This is a genomic window from Pseudomonas sp. TSO6, assembly GCF_056098905.1.
Genome location: NZ_JBLZWV010000012.1, coordinates 72,226 through 92,465, shown reverse-complemented (window position 1 = coordinate 92,465; position 20,240 = coordinate 72,226). Strand labels below are relative to the sequence as shown.

At 63.8% G+C, this 20,240-nt stretch carries 20 protein-coding genes; 13 read left to right on the top strand and 7 right to left on the bottom strand.

The features are described 5' to 3' along the window. The first annotated feature begins 18 nt into the window (after positions 1-18). The 7 genes from ACN6NG_RS03455 to ACN6NG_RS03425 are packed head-to-tail and all read left to right on the top strand — an operon-like array spanning position 19 to position 6,456. On the top strand, positions 19-1,257 hold the full coding sequence (locus tag ACN6NG_RS03455) for a type II and III secretion system protein family protein (RefSeq protein WP_063422379.1): 1,239 nt from the start codon (positions 19-21) through the stop codon (positions 1,255-1,257). Then, positions 1,254-2,444 carry a CpaE/TadZ family protein gene (locus ACN6NG_RS03450; RefSeq protein ID WP_016497970.1) on the top strand — a complete coding sequence of 397 codons (1,191 nt, stop codon included), beginning with the start codon at positions 1,254-1,256 and terminating at the stop codon, positions 2,442-2,444. The genes ACN6NG_RS03455 and ACN6NG_RS03450 overlap by 4 nt, the downstream gene beginning before the upstream one ends. After that, positions 2,441-3,697 (top strand): TadA family conjugal transfer-associated ATPase, encoded by a 1,257-nt coding sequence (locus ACN6NG_RS03445; protein WP_043197908.1) that lies wholly within the window; start codon positions 2,441-2,443, stop codon positions 3,695-3,697. Before ACN6NG_RS03450 ends, ACN6NG_RS03445 begins: the two co-directional genes overlap by 4 nt. Continuing rightward, positions 3,694-4,575: a type II secretion system F family protein gene (locus ACN6NG_RS03440; protein ID WP_338745180.1), complete on the top strand. Its 882-nt coding sequence runs from the start codon at positions 3,694-3,696 to the stop codon at positions 4,573-4,575. Before ACN6NG_RS03445 ends, ACN6NG_RS03440 begins: the two co-directional genes overlap by 4 nt. Positions 4,576-4,577: 2 nt before the next feature. Further along, positions 4,578-5,465 (top strand): type II secretion system F family protein, encoded by an 888-nt coding sequence (locus tag ACN6NG_RS03435; RefSeq protein ID WP_474312951.1) that lies wholly within the window; start codon positions 4,578-4,580, stop codon positions 5,463-5,465. Between the two features lie 10 nt (positions 5,466-5,475). Continuing rightward, positions 5,476-6,177: a tetratricopeptide repeat protein gene (locus ACN6NG_RS03430; RefSeq protein ID WP_063422383.1), complete on the top strand. Its 702-nt coding sequence runs from the start codon at positions 5,476-5,478 to the stop codon at positions 6,175-6,177. Positions 6,178-6,192: 15 nt separating this feature from the next. After that, a complete protein-coding gene (locus tag ACN6NG_RS03425) occupies positions 6,193-6,456 on the top strand; it encodes a DUF3613 domain-containing protein (protein ID WP_063422385.1) in 264 nt (87 codons plus the stop codon). Positions 6,457-6,735: 279 nt separating this feature from the next. Here the strand turns inward: ACN6NG_RS03425 and ACN6NG_RS03420 are convergent, their stop codons facing one another. After that, on the bottom strand, positions 6,736-7,173 hold the full coding sequence (locus tag ACN6NG_RS03420) for a prepilin peptidase (protein WP_197899107.1): 438 nt from the start codon (positions 7,171-7,173) through the stop codon (positions 6,736-6,738). 75 nt (positions 7,174-7,248) lie between these two features. Between ACN6NG_RS03420 and ACN6NG_RS03415 the strand changes: the two genes are divergently transcribed. Continuing rightward, positions 7,249-7,692 (top strand): TadE/TadG family type IV pilus assembly protein, encoded by a 444-nt coding sequence (locus ACN6NG_RS03415; RefSeq protein ID WP_041167554.1) that lies wholly within the window; start codon positions 7,249-7,251, stop codon positions 7,690-7,692. Continuing rightward, a complete protein-coding gene (locus ACN6NG_RS03410; protein WP_063422389.1) occupies positions 7,689-10,334 on the top strand; it encodes a PAS domain-containing sensor histidine kinase in 2,646 nt (881 codons plus the stop codon). Before ACN6NG_RS03415 ends, ACN6NG_RS03410 begins: the two co-directional genes overlap by 4 nt. Here ACN6NG_RS03410 and ACN6NG_RS03405 read toward each other — a convergent pair. After that, a complete protein-coding gene (locus ACN6NG_RS03405) occupies positions 10,319-12,256 on the bottom strand; it encodes a pilus assembly protein TadG-related protein (RefSeq protein WP_474312949.1) in 1,938 nt (645 codons plus the stop codon). The two genes, ACN6NG_RS03410 and ACN6NG_RS03405, sit on opposite strands and share 16 nt — an antisense overlap. A gap of 142 nt (positions 12,257-12,398) precedes the next feature. On the opposite strand from ACN6NG_RS03405, the gene ACN6NG_RS03400 reads away from it, so the two are divergent. Beyond that, entirely contained in the window at positions 12,399-12,689 is a 291-nt protein-coding gene (locus tag ACN6NG_RS03400) for a DUF3509 domain-containing protein (protein WP_016489056.1), read from the top strand. A gap of 3 nt (positions 12,690-12,692) precedes the next feature. On the opposite strand, the gene ACN6NG_RS03395 is transcribed toward ACN6NG_RS03400, so the two are convergent. Beyond that, a complete protein-coding gene (locus tag ACN6NG_RS03395) occupies positions 12,693-13,163 on the bottom strand; it encodes a phosphate-starvation-inducible protein PsiE (protein ID WP_016497960.1) in 471 nt (156 codons plus the stop codon). Between the two features lie 297 nt (positions 13,164-13,460). Here ACN6NG_RS03395 and ACN6NG_RS03390 point away from each other — a divergent pair, with 297 nt between their 5' ends. Further along, positions 13,461-13,724 carry a YebG family protein gene (locus ACN6NG_RS03390; protein WP_063422393.1) on the top strand — a complete coding sequence of 88 codons (264 nt, stop codon included), beginning with the start codon at positions 13,461-13,463 and terminating at the stop codon, positions 13,722-13,724. Positions 13,725-13,851: 127 nt separating this feature from the next. Here ACN6NG_RS03390 and ACN6NG_RS03385 read toward each other — a convergent pair whose 3' ends face one another. Then, positions 13,852-14,871 carry a Leu/Phe/Val dehydrogenase gene (locus ACN6NG_RS03385; RefSeq protein ID WP_016497958.1) on the bottom strand — a complete coding sequence of 340 codons (1,020 nt, stop codon included), beginning with the start codon at positions 14,869-14,871 and terminating at the stop codon, positions 13,852-13,854. 124 nt (positions 14,872-14,995) lie between these two features. On the opposite strand from ACN6NG_RS03385, the gene ACN6NG_RS03380 reads away from it, so the two are divergent. Beyond that, complete coding sequence (locus tag ACN6NG_RS03380; RefSeq protein ID WP_474312948.1) at positions 14,996-15,802, top strand: SirB1 family protein; 807 nt, start codon at positions 14,996-14,998, stop codon at positions 15,800-15,802. Here ACN6NG_RS03380 and maiA read toward each other — a convergent pair. The 3 genes from maiA to hmgA are packed head-to-tail and all read right to left on the bottom strand — an operon-like array spanning position 15,796 to position 19,038. Beyond that, entirely contained in the window at positions 15,796-16,428 is a 633-nt protein-coding gene (maiA, locus tag ACN6NG_RS03375; protein ID WP_016497956.1) for a maleylacetoacetate isomerase, read from the bottom strand. The genes ACN6NG_RS03380 and maiA overlap by 7 nt on opposite strands. 12 nt (positions 16,429-16,440) lie before the next feature. Next, the gene (gene fahA, locus ACN6NG_RS03370) at positions 16,441-17,733 is read right to left on the bottom strand and encodes a fumarylacetoacetase (protein WP_059395184.1); all 1,293 of its coding nucleotides are present in this window, start codon (positions 17,731-17,733) and stop codon (positions 16,441-16,443) included. 3 nt (positions 17,734-17,736) lie between these two features. Continuing rightward, positions 17,737-19,038, bottom strand: a complete 1,302-nt coding sequence (gene hmgA / locus ACN6NG_RS03365; RefSeq protein WP_059395185.1) for a homogentisate 1,2-dioxygenase — start codon at positions 19,036-19,038, stop codon at positions 17,737-17,739. A gap of 174 nt (positions 19,039-19,212) precedes the next feature. Between hmgA and ACN6NG_RS03360 the strand changes: the two genes are divergently transcribed. Next, complete coding sequence (locus ACN6NG_RS03360; RefSeq protein WP_474312947.1) at positions 19,213-19,995, top strand: IclR family transcriptional regulator; 783 nt, start codon at positions 19,213-19,215, stop codon at positions 19,993-19,995. The last annotated feature ends 245 nt before the right edge of the window (positions 19,996-20,240 follow it).

Here is a 20,240-nt window from a genome sequence, read left to right as displayed (position 1 = left end):
CCCGGCAAGGATGCAGCGATGCGTAGTTCCTTTTTGAGACAAGCATGTTGTACCGGGCTGCTGGCCGCGCTGTTGCCCCAGGCGCAGGCGGCGGGCAAAGGCTGCGAAGCGATCAGTCAGCTGCCGTCGGTCATCGAGATAGACCAGGGCCTGCAGCAGGAACTGCGCCTGCCGCTGGCGATCAGCCGGGTAGCCGTGGGCGAGCCCAAGGTGGCCGATGTACAGGCCAGCGGAGAGCGCGGCGTGGTAATTACCGCGGTGGGCCAAGGCAATACCACCCTGATGCTGTGGACAGCATGCGCCCCGTCACCGCACCGGGCCATGGTGTTCGTCAAAGGCCGGGCCAGTGCCGACATGGCCGAAGACAGTTTTTTGCCGTCGCAGGATGCGCAACTGATAAGCCAGGTGCAGGCCGACATCCGCTTCGTGGAAGTACGCCGCACCAAATACAAGGAGGCCGGTGCACGGTTGTTCTTCAAAGGCTCCAACAATAGCCTGATCGGCTCGCCGGGCACCGTGCCCGGCACGTCCGTCAGCCCCGGTTCGGTCCCCAACGTAACCCCGTCGATCCCCCTCGACGACACCGTCTTCAACATCGTCTGGGGCGGCGGCAGCAGCCGCTTCCTGGCCATGATCAACGCCCTGGAAAACAGCGGCTTCGCCTACACCCTGGCCCGCCCGAGCCTGACCGTGCTCAGTGGCCAGACAGCAAGCTTCCTGGCAGGCGGCGAAATTCCGATCCCGGTGCCCAGCGCGGGCAGCGACAACGTGTCGATCGAATACAAGGAATTTGGCGTACGCCTGGCGCTGACACCCACCGTCATCAGCCAGGGCAGGATCACCCTCAAGGTGGCGCCGGAAGTCAGCGAGCTGGACTACAGCAACGTGGTGACCATCGCCGGCACGCAGGTGCCGGGTTTGACGGTAAGGCGCACCGACACCAGCATTGCCCTGGCCGATGGCGAGAGCTTCATCATCAGCGGCCTGGTCAGCAACAACACCCGTTCCGCCGTAGATCGCCTGCCTGGCCTGGGTAGCCTGCCGGTACTGGGCGCGTTCTTCCGCAACTCGGCCATGCGCCGCGAAGAAACCGAACTGCTGATGATCGTCACCCCGCACCTGGTCCAGCCGCTGGCCGCCAACGTCCGGCTGCCGCAACTGCCGGGCGAGAACCTGCGCACCTACGACCCCAGCTGGGGGCGCCTGTTCTTCCTGGAGAACGGCAACTTCGATGGTCAAGGCGGGTTATCCCAATGAACGAGAGCCTGAACCCCACCTTCCTCGCCATCACCCGCAACGAGGAGGACCTGCACTGGCTGCAAGGCGCACTGGCGCCGCAAGGCCAGGTGATCGGTGCCAGCGCCGGCAGCCTCGACGAGCTGCTGGCGCTGGTTAACGCCACCTTCAGCAACCTGATGTTCATCGGCCTGGACCGCGAACAACTGGTCAGCCAGTGCGCCTTGATCGAGGGGGTGCTGGAGGCCAAGCCGATGCTGGCGATCGTCGCCCTCGGCGATGGCATGGACAACCAACTGGTGCTGCACGCCATGCGCGCTGGCGCCCGCGACTTCGTCGCCTATGGCTCGCGCGCAAGCGAAGTGGCCGGGCTGGTGCGCCGCCTGGGCAAGCGCATGCCGGCGGTGGCCAGCAACCCCGCCCTCGGCGGACTGACGGTACTGTTCGGCGTACAAAGCAGTGCCGACGGGGCATTGCTCACTACCCACCTGGCCCGGGTGGTGCAGGAGAGCGGCCAGCAAACCCTGTTGCTGGACCTGGGCCTGCCGCGTGGCGACAGCCTGGCACTGCTCGGCCTGGAGGCTTCGTTCTTTTTCGGCGACGCCCTGCGCCACTTGCGCCGCCTCGATACCACACTGATCGACAGCGCATTCACGCGCGACAAGAAAGGCTTGCGCCTGCTGACCTACGCCGAGGCCGACGACCCGCTGCAGCAGACCAGCGCCGCCGAGCTGTACATGCTGTTGAGCGCCCTGCGCCAGCATTTCCAGCACATCGTCGTGAACCTGACCGGGCATGCCGACAGCGAAGCCCTGCGCACGTTGGTGAGCCATTGCGACAAACTGATCGTCTACACCGACCAGAACATCCTCGACTGCCGGCGCAACCTTGAAGTGCTCGACCTGTGGCGTGACCACGGCATGAAGCTGGAGCACGCCAGCCTGTTGGTGGACCGCTATCTGAACAACGTTGCACCCGACGCCGATACCCTGGCCAAACGCTATGGGCTGCCCTTGCTCAAGGCCATCCCCTACAGCCCGGAAGTGCGCCTGAACGTGAAAAACCAAGGCCTGAGCCTGTTCGAACTGGCCCCGCGTGAAAACCTCACTCAAGCCCTGCGCAGCCTGGGCGAACGCCTGGCACGGCGCTCGGAAAACCTCGCACCACCCGCCTTCACCTGGCTGCGTCGGCTTTGGGGGAGCAAATGAGCAATGACCAACCCTTTGGGGGCCAGCAACACGCCTCCGGCGACCCCTACGCGCTAAAGCGTGCGCTGCACCGCTTTGCCATCGACGCCATCGAGGACAGCGGCCGCAACCTGCTCGAAGGCGCCCGGCCAGCGCTGACCCAGTTCGTGCTGGAGCAGGTGGGCGATTACGTCGCGCGGCTACGCCTGGCCATGTCGCGCTACGAAATGGAGCGCCTGGCCGAAGAGCTTGTGGATGAGCTGACCGGTTTCGGCCCGCTGGAAGTGTTGCTGCGTGACCCCACCGTCACGGAAATCCTGGTCAACGGGCCGCACCGGGTGTTCGTCGAACGGGCGGGCCTGTTGCAGCAAACCGACCTGCGCTTTATCGACGCCCACCATGTGGAGCGTGTGATGCAGCGCATCCTCGCCCCGCTTGGCCGGCGCCTGGATGAATCCTCGCCAATGGTCGACGCACGCATGCCCGATGGCAGCCGGGTGAATGCGATCATTCCGCCTGTAGCACTGGACGGCCCGTGCCTGTCGATCCGCAAGTTCCGCCAGGACATGCTCAAGAGTGCCGACCTGCTGGCCACCCGCGCCATCGACCAGCACATCTTCGACTTCTTCGAGCGCGCCGTGGGCAAACGTTGCAACATTCTGGTCAGCGGCGGTACCGGCACCGGCAAGACCACCTTGCTGAACATCCTCAGCCAGATGATCGCGCCTCGCGAACGCCTGGTGACCATCGAAGACGTCGCCGAACTGAATTTGCACCATCCCCACGTGGTGCGCCTGGAAACCCGCCCGCCAAATGCCGAAGGGCATGGCGAAGTCAAAGCCAGCGAACTGATCCGCAACGCCCTGCGCATGCGGCCCGACCGCATCATCCTGGGTGAGATACGCGGCAGCGAAGTGCTCGACGTGCTCACCGCAATGAACACCGGCCACGATGGCTCGATGAGCACGGTGCACGCAAACACCGCACAGGATGCGCTGCTGCGCCTGGAAACCCTGGTCGGCCTGAGCGGCCGGCAGATTGCCGAAAAGACCATGCGGCAAATGGTTTGCGCGGCGCTGGATGTAGTGATCCAGCTGACCCGCCTGCCCGATGGCCGACGCTGCGTCAGCGAGGTGCTGGAAGTGGTCGGCGTGCGCGATGAGGTGTACGTGACCAACACCCTGTTCCGCCTCGATCGTCGTGGCGGCGATACCTTTCTGCGCGAAGCCCCCAACCCGGCAGGCAGCAAGCTGCACGCAGAGGGCCTGCTGTGACCGGCCCCGTGCTGCTGGCACTGTCCCCGCTGTTGCTGGGCGTGGCCTTGCTGCTGCTGCGCCGTGGCCTGTACAAGCGGCACGAAGAGCGCATCCTGCAACGCCTGGGGCGGGCGTTCAGCATTGTGCGCAATGGCACCGCCCGGCGCGAATGGCTCGACGCCCTGCTGCAACGCGCCGGTTTGGGGGCTATCGACTTTGAGCCACAACGCTGGTTACTGGCGTGGCTGGCCGTGGTGCTGCTGGCGCTGATCGTTGCCGGCTGGGTGGCCGCCTTGATGCTGCTGGTCGGCCTGCCGACCCTGGCGTACCTGACCCTGAGCTGGCAAAGCCGCCGGCGGATGCGGCAAATCGTCGACCAGTTGCCCAGCCTGCTGGACTACAGCGTTCGCAGCCTGAAGGCCGGCCGCACCCTCAATGACGCGGTGCTTGGCGGCATCGACAGCAGCCGCGACCCCCTGCGCTCCGCCATGGCGCGGGTGCGGCGCAACGTACAGTTGGGCGTGGCGCTGGAGGATGCCGTGAGCGAGCTGGCCGAACTGCACCAGCAGGACGAACTGCGGCTGTTCGCCCTCGGCTTGCGCATCAACCAGCGCTACGGCGGCAATGCCAGCGAACTGATGGAAAACCTGATCAAGCTGATCCGCGAGCGGGAACAAGGGGCGCGTCAGCTCAAGGCGATGACCGGCGAAACCCGCATTACCGCGATCATTCTCGGGTCGTTGCCGCTGGCCATGGTCGGCTACTTCATGATGGCCAACCCGCATTACCTGTTGGCCATGTGGCGCGACAGCAGCGGCCAGATGATGCTGTTGCTGGCCTTTGCCCTGCAGGTGCTCGGCTGCCTGGTGCTGTGGCGAATGATGAGGAGCCTGTGATCATGGCCTTGCTGATCTGCGCCCTGTGCCTGTTCATCGCCGCCAGCCTGTTTGGTCTGCAGGTTATTCGCCAATGGCGAGCGCGGGTACTGGTGACCCGACGTCTGCAAGGGCGACTGACCCGCGACGAACGCCTGGGCGACTGGCTGCAGTGGCTGGGCAGGAGCGCGTGGGGGCAGCGGCTACAGAAATTCGACGGCGAAAGCCAGGCCCTGCTTGAGCGGATCGGCTGGCGCCGCAGCCGCCAGCGCGCCCTGTTTGCCGCTGTTCAGCTGGGCCTGCCGCTGCTGGCCGTGGCGCTGACGCTGTTGTTGCAACAGGGGTTCAAGGGCAGCGCCGCGGCCGGCTGGATGGTCTGGCCATTGTGCGCACTGGGCGTCGGTTACCTGTTGCCCAAACGCCTGTTGGCCGTGGCTGCGGCCCGTCGCCAGCGGCGCATCGCAGAAGAGGTCAGCCTGATGATCCCCTTGCTGCGGATTCTCTTCGAGACCGGCCTGGCCGTTGAACAGGCCCTGCGCGTGCTGAGCCACGAAGGCCGGACGCTGATCCCGCACATCAGCGCAGAGCTGCGCCAGGTGCTGCAGCGGGTGGATTCGGGCATGGCGCTCGGCCCGGAGCTGGAAAAGGTCGCCCAGTTGCTGGCTGTGGATGAGTTCACCGATACCTGCGTCATCCTGCGCCAGTTGCTGACACAGGGCAGCGGCGCAATGAAGTCGTTGCAGGCACTGAAGGCGCTGCTCGACGACCGTCGCCTGACCCGCCTGCAAGAACGGGTATCGATGATGTCGGCAAAGATGTCGGCAGTGATGATGGTGTTCCTGTTTCCGGCCTTGCTCATTGTCCTTGCCGGGCCAGGCTTTTCTGCATTGGCGCGGGCGTTGAGCCCATGAGGACTGATTGATGAAGACAATCCTGTTGTGCGCAAGCCTGGTGTTGCTGACCGGATGCGCCGGGCAACAGCCCGAAGGCCTGCGCCAGTTGTTCGCCACCGCCAGTTGCAACAAGCCGGACGCCGACCAGCAACTGGCACTGAACCTGGCAGACGAAATGCTCAACGACGGGCGCCCGCACGCCAGCCTTGCCCACCTGCAGCAACTGCCGGACACCTTCGACCAGGTGCGCCTGCGCAAGGCCAAGGTGTCACGGCTGCTTGGCCTCAGCGAGGCCGAGCCCTTGTACCGCAGCCTGCTCGGCGGTTGCCTGGCTGCCGAAGGCGAGCACGGCCTGGGCCAACTGGCATCGGCCCGCGGTGACGACGTACAGGCCCTGCAAAACCTGCAACGCGCCGTACGGCTTGCGCCTACCGACGAGCGGGTGCGCAACGATCTGGGCGTGGTGTTGATGAACCTGGGCCGCTATGACCAGGCGCGCTTCGAGTTGCTGACGGCAATCGAACTGAAGGACGACAACACGCTGTCTGCGGTCAACCTGGTGACCTTGGCGCTGGTGCAGGACAACTGGCTGCAGGCCACCGACCTGGTCGGCCGCCTGCAGCTCAAAGCCGGGCAATTTGCCGAAGCCCAGGCGCGGGCCGGCAAGATCAAGGCCGGCGGCCGAGGCCCGATTGCATCGGCCAGGGCCCCGGACATGATGGTCAATTGATACGCGGAGGTGATCATGATCAGGTACGTGATGCTACTGGCCTGCTGCGTAGGCAGCGCGACGTTGATGGCCGAGGAATACCCGCGCCATGCCGCTGCGGACGAAACGGCCACCGAACGGCTGCTGCGCGTGCAGTCCAGCGGCGAGCAGGCATCCACGCGCCTGCAGGTGCAAACCGCGCGGGAGCGTGACCAGTCCATGCAGCGCTGGCTGGATACTTACAAGTACGAAATCCCCGACTTCTACCGCTGGACCAAGATGACAGAGCGGAATAATTAGTTCGCGGGTATTTTTGCGTCGCCTGGGAGATCGAGCGCCGCCCGCGCGGCGCATCGCGACGCAAGGCCGCTCCCACATCTGTTTCGGGCCAGTTATTCCTGCGCCATCGGCGCGCGCTCCCTGGGTGCACGGCTGGAGATTGCAGAGAAGCGGCGACGCAACCTTCGATATCGAATGGAACACACAAGGGGTCGCGCGCCAATGGCACAAGCGGGATTGGCCCGAAACAAATGTGGGAGCGGCCTTGCGTCGCGATGCGCCGCGCGGGCGGCGCTCGATCTAACAGGCGACGCGATACTCAAGCCAGGCAAGCGAAACGGCAAAACCGGCCAGCAAAAAAGGCGCAAACGGCCTCTTCTCCCACGGCTGGCGTGCCCTGCGCCGCACCATCTGCCAGGCCACCAGTGCCACTCCGGCACCAATGAAGGTACCGAGAACGTGGTCCACGCTGGTAGCCAGCGCCAGCGCGCCAAGCAGCTTGACGTCCCCAGCCCCGAACTGGCCGAGCATGTAGCCAGGCAGCGTCAGTAGTAAAACGATGACGAAAGCCAATGCCGCATCGCTGCCCTTGGCACCTAGCCAGCTATGCCCGGTGGCCAGCAGCCAGGCCAGCGCACAGGCGGCAACACCGAGCGTAAGGGCATTGGAAATCTGCCGCTCCCGGGCATCCTGACCGGCGCACAACGCAAGCCAGACAAGCACTGCAAGGCTGTGTATAGGCAATTGGCCATCCCTGTTCGTCGATCGGTTCTATGCTGTTACTCAGGATTCATGGTCAGGGTAGACGCAATCATGAAAGCAGGCCCGGCAAAACGGCAAAACGGCGCAGCGGCCATTGAGTTCGCGGCCGTCTTCATGATTTTTTTCGCGGTGTTCTACGGCCTGGTCAGCTACACCTTGCCCATGCTGATGCTGCAGTCATTCAACCAGGCCAGCGCCGAGGCCGTGCGGCGCTGCGTGGCCCTGGACCCGAACAGCGCCAGCTACACCACCGATGTGCAGAACCTGGCCCACCAGGTCATCGGCCAACAGTTGCAGTGGATGCCCGCCGCGTTCAACTTCCAGCCCGCCAGTGACGCGCAGGTAACCCTGGGCGCCAACAAATTGCTGACCGTGACCATCAATTACCCCAAAACGAAACTGACCAACGTGCTGCCGATGCTGGTCCTGCCGCTGATCGGTGAAGTGCCGCGCCTGCCCGATCGCCTGCGGGCCGAAGCGAGCTTGCAGCTATGAGCGGCCTGTTCGATCGCTGGCTGGGCGGCCCGGCCACCACGCAGCCCGAGCCTGCCCCGCAAGCGGTGGGCCTGCAACTCTGGCTGGATGACCAAGGGCATGTGCTGCGCCTGGCCGGGCCCTTGCGCACGGTGCTGCCTGCAAACTCACACAGCGCCCCGCGTGTGCATGACTACCTGCAACGGCAAAGCTGGCTGGTACTTGAAGGCCCCCCCGCCGACTGGCAGGGGCAACCGCTGGACCTTGATTTTGCGACCGTGCACGGCCCTGCCCTGCACACCCGTGGCTGGCTTCAGCGACAGGCCGATGGCTGGCTGCTGCAGGTGTTCGATATCGGTGACCTGCTGGGCGAACGCGAACAGCACGGCCATCGCCTCACCCAGCAGAAGCTGGCAACGGAGCTTGGCCGCAGCCTGCGCGACTGCGACGAAGAACGCCTGCTGCTGACAGCCACCGAACAACTGCAGCAACTCGCCGAGCACTGGCATGCCGGCTCTGTGCGCCTGATGCTGCCGGGCGATAGCGGCTGGTACACCTACACCTGCAGCGACAACGACTGGCCCTGGGCCGAGGACGAGCGCTTGCGCCCCTGGCTGCAAACACTACCGCCACGGGGCCGTGAAATAGCTGCTGGAAACCCGCTGTTGCAGCCATCGTGCGCCGGTTTGCCATTGTTGGCCGTGCCCTACCTGCACGGCCATACCGTGCAGGCCTGGTTGCTGTGCGCGGGCGCGCCACGGCCGCCGACCAGCGAAACGGTCGCTGCCTTGCTGCAGGCGCTGATCGAGCCCCTGCTCACTCGCCTGCGTCAGCAGCAGTTGCGGCAACGCTCGCGCCACCTGGATGAACTGCAACAGCAGCTGGGCGCTGGCTGGTGGTCATGGCCCCTGCAGGGCCCGCTGCAGTTTGACCCGGCCCTGGCCTTGCGCCTGGGCTTACCGCCGGAAGCCACCGCCGAGCAATGGTTGGGGCGCTTGCACCCGGCCGACCGCGAAGCCGCACGCATGGCGCTGGAGCAACTGCGCGAAGGCATTGCGTTGAACCTGAGCCTGCGCCTTCTGCCCGCCAACAGCCTGACCAGCCCGCGCTGGCTACAATGGGTCGGCCAGGTGCAAGGCCGCCAGGTACAAGGATTTCTGCTCGATATCAGCGCGTTGAAGGCCCAGGAGCTACAGGCCGGGGCCGCGCGCGCCCGGCTGGAAAACCTGATCGCCAGCTCACCCGCCGTGATTTACGTCCAGCGCTATGCCGAAGGCGCGCTGCACAGTGAATTCTTCAGCGCCAGCCTGACGCCACTGTTGGGCTGGGAGCCGGACAGCGAACAGGCCCGCCAGCCAGGCCAGACGCTGCACCCCGACGACCGCTGGTTGTGGCTGGAACGCACCCGCACGCTGTTGCGCGACGGCCAGGCCCGCAGCCGCTACCGCCTGCGCGACCACCTTGGCCGCTACCACTGGATACTGGACGAAGCCCGCCTGCTGCGTGACGACCTGGGCCAGCCTGTCGAGGCAGTCGGCCTGTGGCTGGACGTCAGCGAAGCGACCGAGGCGGCCGAGCAGGTGCGCCAGAGCGAGGAGCGCTACCGCGTGCTGGTAGAAGACTCGCCGGCCATGATCTGCCGCTACCGCCCAGACCTCGAACTGCTGTTTGGCAACCACCCGCTAGCCGAACAGCTGGAGTGCGCACCACAACAATTGAGGGGCATGAACCTTGGTCAGTGGCTATCCGACAGCCAACGTGCGGCTTTTCTCCAGCGCCTGGCGCGGTTGACGCCGGCGCAGCCCTTGGCCAGTGCCGAAATCTGCCTGCAACTGCCTGGGCGCAGGGCAGCCTGGTGGGTGTGGGCCGAGCGTGGCTTGTTCGATGAGCACGGCCAGTTGCAGGAAGTGCAGGCGGTGGGGCGCGACAATACCGAGGTACGCCACAGCCAGCAGCAACTGCTGCAAGGGGCCAAGATGGCCACCTTGGGCGAATTGGCAACGGGCCTGGTGCATGAAATCAACCAGCCGTTGAGCACCATGCGCCTGGCGCTGGTCAATACCCTCAAGCGCCTGGAAAGCGGTGAGGTCGATGCCGAGTATGTGACGGGCAAGCTGCAACGCATCGACGCCCAGGTCGAGCGCGTGGCGCACCTGGTGGAGCACCTGCGCACCTATGGGCGCCGCTCCGAGGTCGAACAGCATGTGTTCGCGGCTTGGGTAGCAGTGCACGGTGCGCTGGGGTTGCTGGCTGAAGGGTTGAGCGGCAAAGGCGTGGCATTGCACATCGAAGAGCCCGACCTGTGCCCGGAAGTACTGGGCCATGAGGACCAGCTCGAACAGGTACTGATCAACCTGCTGGTCAATGCCCGTGATGCGCTGCTCGAACGGCGGGTTGCCAAGCCGCGGATCAGTGTGAGCCAGCGCGTCGAGGAAGGGCAACTGTGCCTGCTGGTGGAAGATAACGGCGGCGGCATCGACCCGCGCCTGCTCGAACGCATCTTCGAACCGTTCTTCACCACCAAGCCCGCCGGCATGGGCACCGGCCTGGGTTTGTCGGTCAGCCACAGCATCGTCGAAGCAATGGGCGGCCGGCTGGAAGCGCACAACTGCAACGAAGGTGCGTGCTTGCGGGTGTGGTTGCCGCTTTACAGTGCCAGCTGAGCGCGGCCGCCAGAGCAACTGAGGTTGGCGCCGACTTCGGCGTTGACCAGGTCGATGCCCAATACTTTCAGCAGCACGTTTATTATTGGATCGAGCAACGGACTGAGCAGGTTTTTGATCAGGGGATCAAGGATGTCCTTCACGTCGTTGAGTACGTTGGTGACGATAACCAATACTTCGCCAAGGCCGCTGTTGCCGGTAGGTTTGTAGGCTTCCAGATGTACCCCCGACAGGGTTTCGCTGAGGCTGCCGACGACGTTGTCGTTGACCGACGGAATGGGGTTGAACAAAGGATCGGCGCCGATATTGGGTGGTGACGTAAACACCAGCGGACGTTCATTCAAACTTGTACTCAACACCTTGCTGTTGACCCGCATACCCAGGCCGCCACCTGCATAAGGTACACGGCTCTCGCAAGTAGCAGGGAAAACCAGAAACCGCGTACACCGCTTAGTGCCTATATCGATGAGGGGTAACGCTTTGACCACCGTTGTACCACCGGTAAAAAACGCATCCGTAGATTCAAACTGCCCAATAGCTATTTTGAGACCCGAGCTCTGGGTCTGAGTTGTCAAACGCTTGGGTGAACAACTGAAGGTATCTGCAGATTTGGGATCAAGGCGCGCAGTCGCCTCTGCAACCTGTAGACCAATATCAATCTGAAACTTGTTAGGAACAAGGATGATGTCGCTGACTGTACAGGGCACCCCTACCAGACAGAGCACTGACTTCACTGTAGTGACTAAATTAAGACTGAGCAGGTTATTGATGATATTGGTTAAGGGTGAAATGAGATCGGCCAGAGCTTCAGCCAACCCAAAGACTGTGGTCAGTAGAGGCACGTCCAGCGAAATCATTGCAGGGATTTGAGCCGTGTGCACACGCAACTCATCAGTACGAGGGTCACCCACCGCTGAAAACTGCATGGGTTGGATCACCTTGAAACGCACCCGCCCATTAACCAACCCCAAAACATCAATCGACAAGTCAACCGTAGCACCATGACGCTTGGTGGCCAGCTCAATCACTGCCTGTACCATTTGCAGTGCGTGGATGCTTGCATCAAGACCGGCTTGAGTGGTGCCATTCTGTAAGTCCAGAATTTCGCCTAACCTGAGCTCATCAATGTCCAGTTTAACCTTGCCAAGATTGGTCACAACATCAGCGGCAGCTCCGCTCTGCTGCAACACTTTGACCATCGCTTCCAGCAACTCAGCAGAGCTGACGTTTGCTACAAGCAATGCCTGGTAGTCGCCGACCGTGACACCTAGGTCCAAGGCCAGTTGATCGAGAAAACTAAGCAGGTTCACATCAGTTTTTGCGATACCTTGCCAGCCGAGCAAATTTATCTCAGCGGAGCCTCCCAGGAACTCAATCCATCGCTTGAGCAATAGAGATTGCCGAGAATCCACAGTTAACAAAGTACTGCGAATACTCAACATCGCCTGCGGCGGCAGAGGCGACGATGCCACTGCATGCGCCTGCAAGGTCGTGGTCAACGGCACACCACTGCCCTGCGCAAGGCTATACACCCCCGTCGCAACACTGGTGGGCACCGTGCTGCTCACATCCACCCGGATGGCTTCATTGCGATTGTTGTCACTGGTGAAGGTGCGCAAGCTGTTGGCGCCGGTCTGCAGGTACCCGCAACTGGCGGTCAGCAGGTTGCTGGCCGCGTGGCCGTTGCGGGTGGCGGCGGTGCGGGCAATCGCGTTGGCCTGGGGCCCGCTGCCGGTGCACACGGCAAACTGGCCTGCCGCTTCCAGCGCCGACATGTCGGCAACGCGCTGCAGCTTGCGCTGCTCCAGGTACAGGCGGCCGCTGTCGATCACCACCAGCATGAACAACAGGGCAAGGCCCAGGGTTATCACCGCCATGAGGCCAATTGCGCCACGTTGACGGGCAGCAGATGAGGGAACCACGGGCACTCCTTTGCCGGCCACTGGCCATGCGTCGCGGCTGCGATTCAAGGAGTGTAGTTGCGATAATGGCTAATTGCCTGCCAGGAACCAACCTGGCTGTGCCCGGTCAACTTCTGCAGACATTCTTCGCAGGGCCCCAGGCATGAACAACCCTTTCGACCGAATCAGTGCTGCATTCGCCCCCGAATACCGGGTCAACCTGAGCATCGCCAACCTCGACGGCAGCATCATGCTGACCCTCTCGGACGACGCCGGCGTGGTCGCCAAGCGCCTCATCACCCAGGCCCAGCGCAACGACCCGGTGCGCCTGCAACGGGTGATCGACAGCATCCGCCTGGGCCTTGCGATCGAACTTAGCCAGAACCCCATGCAGGTGCTGGCCGCGCTGACCCGTGACGCCCGCCACGAGCCGCGCCATTTCGTTGCCAACTGAGGGCTACTTGCCCTCCTCCACTGCCTTGCCATTGGCATCCAGCACCTTGGTCGAGGGGTAGCGGTACGACGCGTAGCGCACCACCAGGATCGAGAACGCCAGCAACAGGATGCCCCCACACAGGTACAGCAACCCTTCGTCCGGTGCCTTGTGGTGCGAGACATCGCCGATCAGCAGGCGGGTCAGCGCGGTGATGGCCACGTACAGCAGGAAGCGGATCGGCATGTGGTTGGTCTTGAAGTAGATACCGACCATCGCCCCCAGCTCCAGGTAGATGAACAGCAGCAGGATGTCATCGACGCTGATCCCGCCCTTGCCCAGCATTTCCAGGAACGTCGCCACCGCCGCGTAGGCGGTGATCGCGCCAATGCCGAACAACGCCAGGTAATGGAACGCCTCGACGCACAGGTTGCCCAGCGAGTCGGCCGAGCCGTGCAGGCCCTTGCGCAGTTTTTCTGCCCATTTGATGTTCACGATGTTCCATTCCCCGATACGACTTTAAGGATGATGCGTCACCCGTGTGACGCTTGTGCCATGCAGTTAAAGGGCCAGGCCCCTGTCTTGGAAGGCTACCGATTGCCGCAAGGCACTTTGGGCATGGCAAGAAGACAGGTCGCCTGGGCCGGCACTTCGCGGGTGAACCCGCTCCCACAGGTACTGCTCCCCTTGGCCACGCTACAATTTCTGCTTGCGAACCAACCAACATTGCCATTACTGTATATAGATACAGTAAGCCGCAACACAACCAGCAAAAAGGCATAGAGGTGATGAATGGCCGTCGAAGTGGTGTACCGCAGCAGCCGCGACCCGGGGCACTTGTTTATGGATAAGGCCGAAGCAGACCGTCACGACAAGATGCTCGAACTGGCCGAGCGCCTCGCTGAAGTGCTGCACAAAGCGGTGCCGTCGCTGACCGAGCAGCAGGTCGAGGAAGCCGGTATCTACATGGCCAAGAACCGCGATGTGTTCGCTCGGGCGTTCAAGAGCCAACCGGATGCGTTGGCCGAACTGCTCGAAGCGCCCGCAGCAGAGTAAATACCTGCACTGGCCTCATCGCCGGCAAGCCAGCTCCCACAGGTACAGCGCACAGCCAAAAGATGGCACCCTACCTGTGGGAGCTGGCTTGCCGGCGATAGGGCCAGTGCAAACAGCACGAAACCCATCAGCCATACAACAACCGCTCCGCCAGCATCTGCGCCACCCGCGCCGGCGAACGCTTTTCCGCCTGCGCATGGCCAAACACTTCGGTCAGCCGTGAAGGAATGCGCGCCAGGTGCGCGGTAATGGTGCCCAGGTCCTCGCCACGGTGGGTCAGCGCCACGTAGATAAGCCCACCGGCATTGATCACGTAGTCTGGCGCATACAGTATCCCGCGGGACTCCAACTGGTCTGCCACCTGCAAGGTAGTCAGCTGGTTGTTGGCCGCCCCCGCCACTGCCGCGCAGCGCAGCTGCATCACGCTCTGCCCGTTCAGCACCGGCCCCACGCCGCAGGGTGCGAAGATGTCGCAAGGGGTGCTGATCAACGCATCGTTGGTCACAGGTTTTGCATCGAACTGCTCCATCGCCAAGCGCACACGCCCTGGGTCCAGGTCGCTGACCAGCAGCTCCGCGCCCACCGCATGCAGTTGCTCCGCCAGCGCATACCCGACATTGCCCAGCCCCTGTACCGCTACCCGCAGCCCTCTGAGGTCATCGCTGCCCAGCCGGAACGAGGTGGTGGCGCGGATGCCGGCGAACACCCCCATCGCCGCATGTGGCGAGGGGTCACCGGAGGCCGTGGTGCTGGTCACATGGGGTGTGCTCTGGGCGATGCAGTCCATGTCCAGGGTCGAGGTGCCGCTGTCCACGGCGATGATGAAGCGCCCATGCAAGGTATCGATGAAGCGGCCAAAGGCCTCGAACAGCGCGGCGCGGTTCTCTACATGCGGGTTGCGCATGATCACCGCCTTGCCGCCACCCAGCGGCAAGCCCGCCAGCGCCGCCTTGTAGCTCATGCCTTGGGCCAGGCGAATGGCGTCGGTCATGGCGCTTTCGTCATCGGCGTAAGGCAGATAGCGGCAACCGCCCATGGCTGGGCCCAGCTGCTCGCTGTGGATCGCCACAACCGCTTTCAGGCCCGTCGCCGGGTCGTTGAACAGGTGCAGTGACTGGGTACGGGTGCTTTGCATCAGTGCGAACATCGACAGGCTCCCCCACGAGGTGCTCCTTCCAGTATAGGCACGGCCCCGAAGCTGGCGTGGCCGCCGGACCACTGGACGAAACCGCCCGCCACAGCTAATACTCAAGCGTGTGTGGAGATACCCCATGAAGCCACGTCAAGCCTGCCTGGCCTGCCTGGAACGCGAGCCTGTCGCCCTGCTGGAAGCCGCATTATGGATTGCCGCCGAGCACGACCGCAGCGTCGAGCCCGCGGCCAGCCTTGCCATGCTGCATGACCTGCAGCGTGAGATCAGCGCCAACCTGCCGATGCTGCCGGTGTGCGAATTGGCCCAGCCGCTGCTGCGCCAACTCAACGCCTTGGGCTTTCAGCAGGATGAGTACCACCCCCTGCGCCCCCAGGCCGCGATGATGGACAAGGTGCTGCAACGCCGCCGTGGCCAGCCGCTGACCCTGGCGATCCTTGCCCTGGAGCTGGCGCGGCGCCTGTCCATCCCACTGGAGGGTGTGGGCTTCCCTGGGCATTTCCTGCTGCGTGTGCCGGGTGCCGACCACCTGCTCGACCCCTGTGGTGGCCGGCGCCTGTACCCCAATGATTGCCGTGAGCTGCTGGCGCGCCAGTTCGGCCCGCACGTTGCCCTGACTGCAGAGCACCTGCGCAGTGCCAGCCCGCTGCAGATGCTGCAACGGCTGTCACGCAACCTGCGCCAGTTGCACATCAGCAACGACGACCACCTGGCGGCTTTGATCGATGCCGAGCGGATCATGCAGCTGGGCCCCGTTCAAGTCAGCGATTACGTGACCCGCGCCTCGCTGTACCAGCACCTGGACTGCCCGCAGGCCGAGCGCTTCGACCTGGAACATGCGTTACTGCTCACGGAAGACCCGGTCCAGCGCCTGAAGCTGTCCGAGCGTATCGGCAAGCTTCCGACGGCGAACCGTTCGCTTCACTGAGCCGGGCTGTCCGGCTGCTGGGCTGGGTGGGCCTTGGCGAATGCCGGGTGCACGGCCGCCAGGGCGGCAACCCGGAGGATGCGCGGGAAGCTGTCGAGGTCGATATTGAAGCGCTCGGCGGCATAAAGCTGCGGGATCAGGTACACATCCGCCAGCCCGGGTTGCTCACCGAAGCAAAAGCCATGGTCACCGATCAGTTGCTCCACCGCTGCCAACCCCTGGCTGATCCAATGGCCGATCCACTGGTTGACCTGGCCTTCGTCCTGGCCGGCCTGGCGCAACCGGTTGAGCACGCTGACGTTGTGCAGCGGATGAACGTCGCAGCCAATGATTGCCGCCACGCCACGTACCTTGGCGCGTGCTTCGGCCGTGGCCGGCAGCAGTGCAGGCTGTGGATAAACCTCTTCGAGGTACTCGATGATCGCGGGCGACTGCACCAGCAATTCTCCGCCGTCGGTACGCAAGGCCGGCACGCGGCCCTGCGGGTTGACGGCGACATAGCCCGCACCCCGCTGCTCGCCCTGTAGCAGATTGACCGGCAGGGACTGGTAAGCCAGCCCCTTCAGTGCCAGGGCAATGCGCACCCGGTAGGACGAGGTGGAACGGTAATAAGTGTACAGCTCCATGCCCCTGCCTCCTCAGTTGGCCGCGATGACCGTGCCACGGCATTCGCCGAAGCCGATGCTGGCCACGCCGTCACGGCTGCAGCGGGCACGCAGGATGATCTCGTCGCCGTCTTCGAGGAACTTGCGCACCTCGCCGCTGGCCAGTTCAACTGGCAGCTTGCCGCCTTCGGTGATCTCCAGCAGGCTGCCATGCGAACCCGGCGTGGCGCCCGACAATGTGCCCGAACCGAACAGGTCGCCCGGCTGCAGTTGGCAGCCGTTGACGCTGTGGTGCGCCACCAGCTGCGCCACGGTCCAGTACATGCTGCGGGTGTTGCTCAGGGTCAGGCGGTGCGGGGCAGCGCCCTGCTCGCGCATGCGCTCGGTCAGCAGCAGCACTTCGAGTTCGATATCGAATGCACCGGCGGCCTGGTCGCGCTTGTCCAGCAGGTACGACAGCGGCTGCGGGTCGCCATCCGGGCGTGCTGGCTGGGCGCAGCGGAACGGCTCCAGCGCTTCAGCCGTGACCACCCAAGGCGAGATGGTGGTAATGAAGCTTTTGGACAGGAACGGCCCCAAGGGCTGGTATTCCCAAGCCTGGATATCACGCGCCGACCAGTCGTTGAGCAGGCACAGGCCGGCTACGTGCTCGGCAGCATCGCCAATCGGGATCGCCTGGCCCATGTCATTGCCCTGGCCAATCCAGATGCCCAGTTCCAGTTCGTAGTCCAGCCGCGCGCAAGGGCCGAAGCTCGGCTCGGTGTGCCCGGCCGGCAAGGTCTGGCCCTTGGGCCGGCGTACATCGGTGCCGGACGTGCGGATGGTCGAGGCGCGGCCGTGATAACCGATCGGCACGTACTTGTAGTTGGGCAGCAGCGGGTTGTCGGGGCGGAACAGCTTGCCCACGTTTTTTGCGTGCTCGATGCCCACGTAGAAGTCGGTGTAGTCACCGATCTGCGCAGGTACATGCAACTGGCAGGCACTGGCCGGGTACAGCGCGGCTTGCAGCGCCGCCTGGTGTTCGCTGTGTTCGCCAAGCAGCACCTGCAAGCGCTCGCGCAGGGCGACACGGGCGCTGCGGCCCAGCGCGAAGAATGCGTTCAGTGCACCACCACGGGTTGCTTCCACGGCGGCCTTGGCGGCGCCGTCGAACAGGCCGGCGGCCAGTACCGCCTCCAGGTCAAGGATCGCGTCGCCGATGGCCACGCCACAGCGCCTGGCTTCACCCGGCCGGCTGAAGATACCCAATGGCAGGTTCTGCAGCGGGAAGTCGCTGTGCCCGTTGGCGTGCTCGACCCAGCTACGGGCATTGGCAGTGTGATTCATCGGTTATCTCCGGTTCGGGTTGAAGGTGCTCGGCAAGGTGGCCCAGCAACTGTCGTAGTCGGCCTGCAATTGCGGGCATTCAAGGGCCTGCTGGCTCGGGCGCAGCACTTGGCTGGTCTCGAACATGAAGGCCATGGTGTTGTCGATCTTGTGCGGCGCCAGGTCGGCGGCAATTGCTTTTTCGCAGGTTTCGGCGTCGGGGCCGTGGGCGCTCATCACCCCGTGCAGCGAGGCACCACCGGGCAGGAAGCCCTCGGCCTTGGCATCGTAGGCACCGCTGATCAGGCCCATGAACTCGTTCATGAGGTTGCGGTGGAACCATGGCGGACGGAAGGTGTTCTCGGCCACCATCCAGCGCGGCGGGAAGATCACGAAGTCCATGTTGGCCAGGCCATGCACGCTGGTCGGCGAAGTGAGCACGGTGAAGATCGACGGGTCCGGGTGGTCGAAGCTGACGGTACCGATGGTGTTGAAACGGCGCAGGTCGTATTTGTACGGCACGTTGCTGCCGTGCCAGGCAACCACATCCAGCGGCGAGTGCTGCAGTTCGCAGGCCCAGTGCTCGCCGAGGAACTTCTGCACCAGTTGCACCGGCCCTTCGGCCTCTTCGTAGTGCGCCACCGGGGTGAGGAAGTCGCGCGGGTTGGCCAGGCCGTTGCTGCCAATCGGGCCCAGTTCCGGAATACGCAGCGGTGCACCGTGGTTTTCGGCGATGTAGCCACGGGCCTGGCCGTCGAGCAGTTCGACACGGAACTTCATGCCGCGCGGAATCACCGCGATTTCCAGAGGGCCGACTTCCATTACACCCAGTTCGGTGGCAATGCGCAGGCGGCCCTGTTCCGGTACCAGCAGCAGTTCACCGTCGGCGTTGAAGAACACCCGCTCCATGGAACGGTTGGCGCAGTAGATGTAGATGCTCACGCCAGCCGGTTTCTGCGCCGGGGCGTTGGCCACCATGGGCAGCCAGCCTTCGATGAAATCGGTGGGCTCGGCAGGTATCGGCTGGGGGCTCCAGCGCAGGCGGTTGGGGTTGATGGCCCCCAGCGGCGCAGTCAGCGGCTGGCGCGCCAGCCGCTCGAAACGCGGGTGCAATGCAGACGGGCGAATGCGATACAGCCAGGTACGGCGCAGCTCGCTGCGGGCCATGGTGAACGCCGTGCCCGAGAGCAATTCGGCGTACAGCCCATAAGGCGCCTTCTGCGGCGAGTTCTGCCCGACCGGCAAGGCCCCCGGCAGCGCTTCGCTGGCAAACTCGTTGCCGAAGCCGCTGAGGTAGTGAAGGTCGGGTGATGTGTCGCGAGTCATCGATGCCTCCGGGCTCTGACCGAGCCGTTGCTGGCAGCTGGCTGCTGGCCCGATGCGGGGTGACAGCGCGTCTGCATTGTTTTTATCGTAATCAGATTACGAATAACGTAATTTGCTACGGACATGGCGTCAAGCTATAAAGGCGCGACTCGAAGAATCCGGAAGCAGATGTCCATGACCAAAGCCAGCTCCTCCGCCGACAACGGCAAGCAGAAAGTCCGCTCGGCGGAGGTTGGCACAGACATCCTCAAAGCCCTTGCCGAACTCTCCCCCTCCACCTCGCTGTCACGCCTGTCGGAACATGTGCAGATGCCGGCGAGCAAGGTGCACCGCTACCTACAGGCGCTGATTGCCAGTGGCTTTGCCGAGCAGGATGCCGCCACCAACCATTACGGCCTGGGCCGTGAGGCATTGCGGGTGGGGCTGGCGGCACTGGGCAGCATCGATGTGCTGAAGATTGCCGCACTGCCGCTGTCGCAGCTGCGCGACGAACTGAACGAGAGCTGCTTCATTGCGGTGTGGGGCAACCAGGGCGCAACCGTGGTCAGCATTGAACCGGCGGTGCGTGCAGTTACCGTGGTCACGCAGATGGGCTCGGTACTGCCGCTGCTCACCTCGTCCACCGGCCTGGTGTTCGCCGCCTACCTGCCGGAGCGCGAGACCGTGGAGTTGCGTGACCGGGAGCTGGCTGCCCTGCAGCAGAGTGCCGACGATTACCAGGCGGTATTGGCGGGCATTCGCGAACGCGGCCTGCACCATGTGCACGGGCTGCTGATGCCGGGCGTGGATGCACTGTCGGCGCCCGTGTTCAATGCCATGGGGCAGGTTGCGGCGGTTATGACCGTGGTCGGGCCGACGTCGATCTTCCATGCCGACGAACGTGGACCTGCGGCGCAACGGCTGCTGGCGGCTGCGCGGGAAACCAGCTGGCGCATGGGCTACTCGCCCGCTGCCTGAGCGCCTGCGGCACTATTGCCCGATACGTAAAGGTGAATGTCATAAGCCGCTATTTTTCCTACGGGATCAAGCGCTTATTCTTAACTCACTGGCCGGCATGAAGGGCTCTCCCCCCGCTTTTCATGCCTGCGAGGTTCACCGACGTAGATTTTGAAGCTCCTTGATCTGACGTCTCGATTGGCCGCTGCGGCTTGCAGCGGCCTTTTTTTTGCCCTGAACAACATGCGCTCTCGACTGGCTGCCGC

Coding starts and splice junctions, on each gene's coding strand:
- ACN6NG_RS03445 (WP_043197908.1), top strand. CDS start 2,441: ATGAGCAATGACCAACCCTTTGGGGGCCAGCAACACGCCTCCGGCGAC.
- ACN6NG_RS03430 (WP_063422383.1), top strand. CDS start 5,476: ATGAAGACAATCCTGTTGTGCGCAAGCCTGGTGTTGCTGACCGGATGC.
- fahA (WP_059395184.1), bottom strand. CDS start 17,733: ATGAATCACACTGCCAATGCCCGTAGCTGGGTCGAGCACGCCAACGGG.
- ACN6NG_RS03450 (WP_016497970.1), top strand. CDS start 1,254: ATGAACGAGAGCCTGAACCCCACCTTCCTCGCCATCACCCGCAACGAG.
- ACN6NG_RS03380 (WP_474312948.1), top strand. CDS start 14,996: ATGAAGCCACGTCAAGCCTGCCTGGCCTGCCTGGAACGCGAGCCTGTC.
- ACN6NG_RS03400 (WP_016489056.1), top strand. CDS start 12,399: ATGAACAACCCTTTCGACCGAATCAGTGCTGCATTCGCCCCCGAATAC.
- ACN6NG_RS03425 (WP_063422385.1), top strand. CDS start 6,193: ATGATCAGGTACGTGATGCTACTGGCCTGCTGCGTAGGCAGCGCGACG.
- hmgA (WP_059395185.1), bottom strand. CDS start 19,038: ATGACTCGCGACACATCACCCGACCTTCACTACCTCAGCGGCTTCGGC.
- ACN6NG_RS03410 (WP_063422389.1), top strand. CDS start 7,689: ATGAGCGGCCTGTTCGATCGCTGGCTGGGCGGCCCGGCCACCACGCAG.
- ACN6NG_RS03385 (WP_016497958.1), bottom strand. CDS start 14,871: ATGTTCGCACTGATGCAAAGCACCCGTACCCAGTCACTGCACCTGTTC.
- ACN6NG_RS03415 (WP_041167554.1), top strand. CDS start 7,249: ATGAAAGCAGGCCCGGCAAAACGGCAAAACGGCGCAGCGGCCATTGAG.
- maiA (WP_016497956.1), bottom strand. CDS start 16,428: ATGGAGCTGTACACTTATTACCGTTCCACCTCGTCCTACCGGGTGCGC.
- ACN6NG_RS03360 (WP_474312947.1), top strand. CDS start 19,213: ATGACCAAAGCCAGCTCCTCCGCCGACAACGGCAAGCAGAAAGTCCGC.
- ACN6NG_RS03390 (WP_063422393.1), top strand. CDS start 13,461: ATGGCCGTCGAAGTGGTGTACCGCAGCAGCCGCGACCCGGGGCACTTG.
- ACN6NG_RS03455 (WP_063422379.1), top strand. CDS start 19: ATGCGTAGTTCCTTTTTGAGACAAGCATGTTGTACCGGGCTGCTGGCC.
- ACN6NG_RS03435 (WP_474312951.1), top strand. CDS start 4,578: ATGGCCTTGCTGATCTGCGCCCTGTGCCTGTTCATCGCCGCCAGCCTG.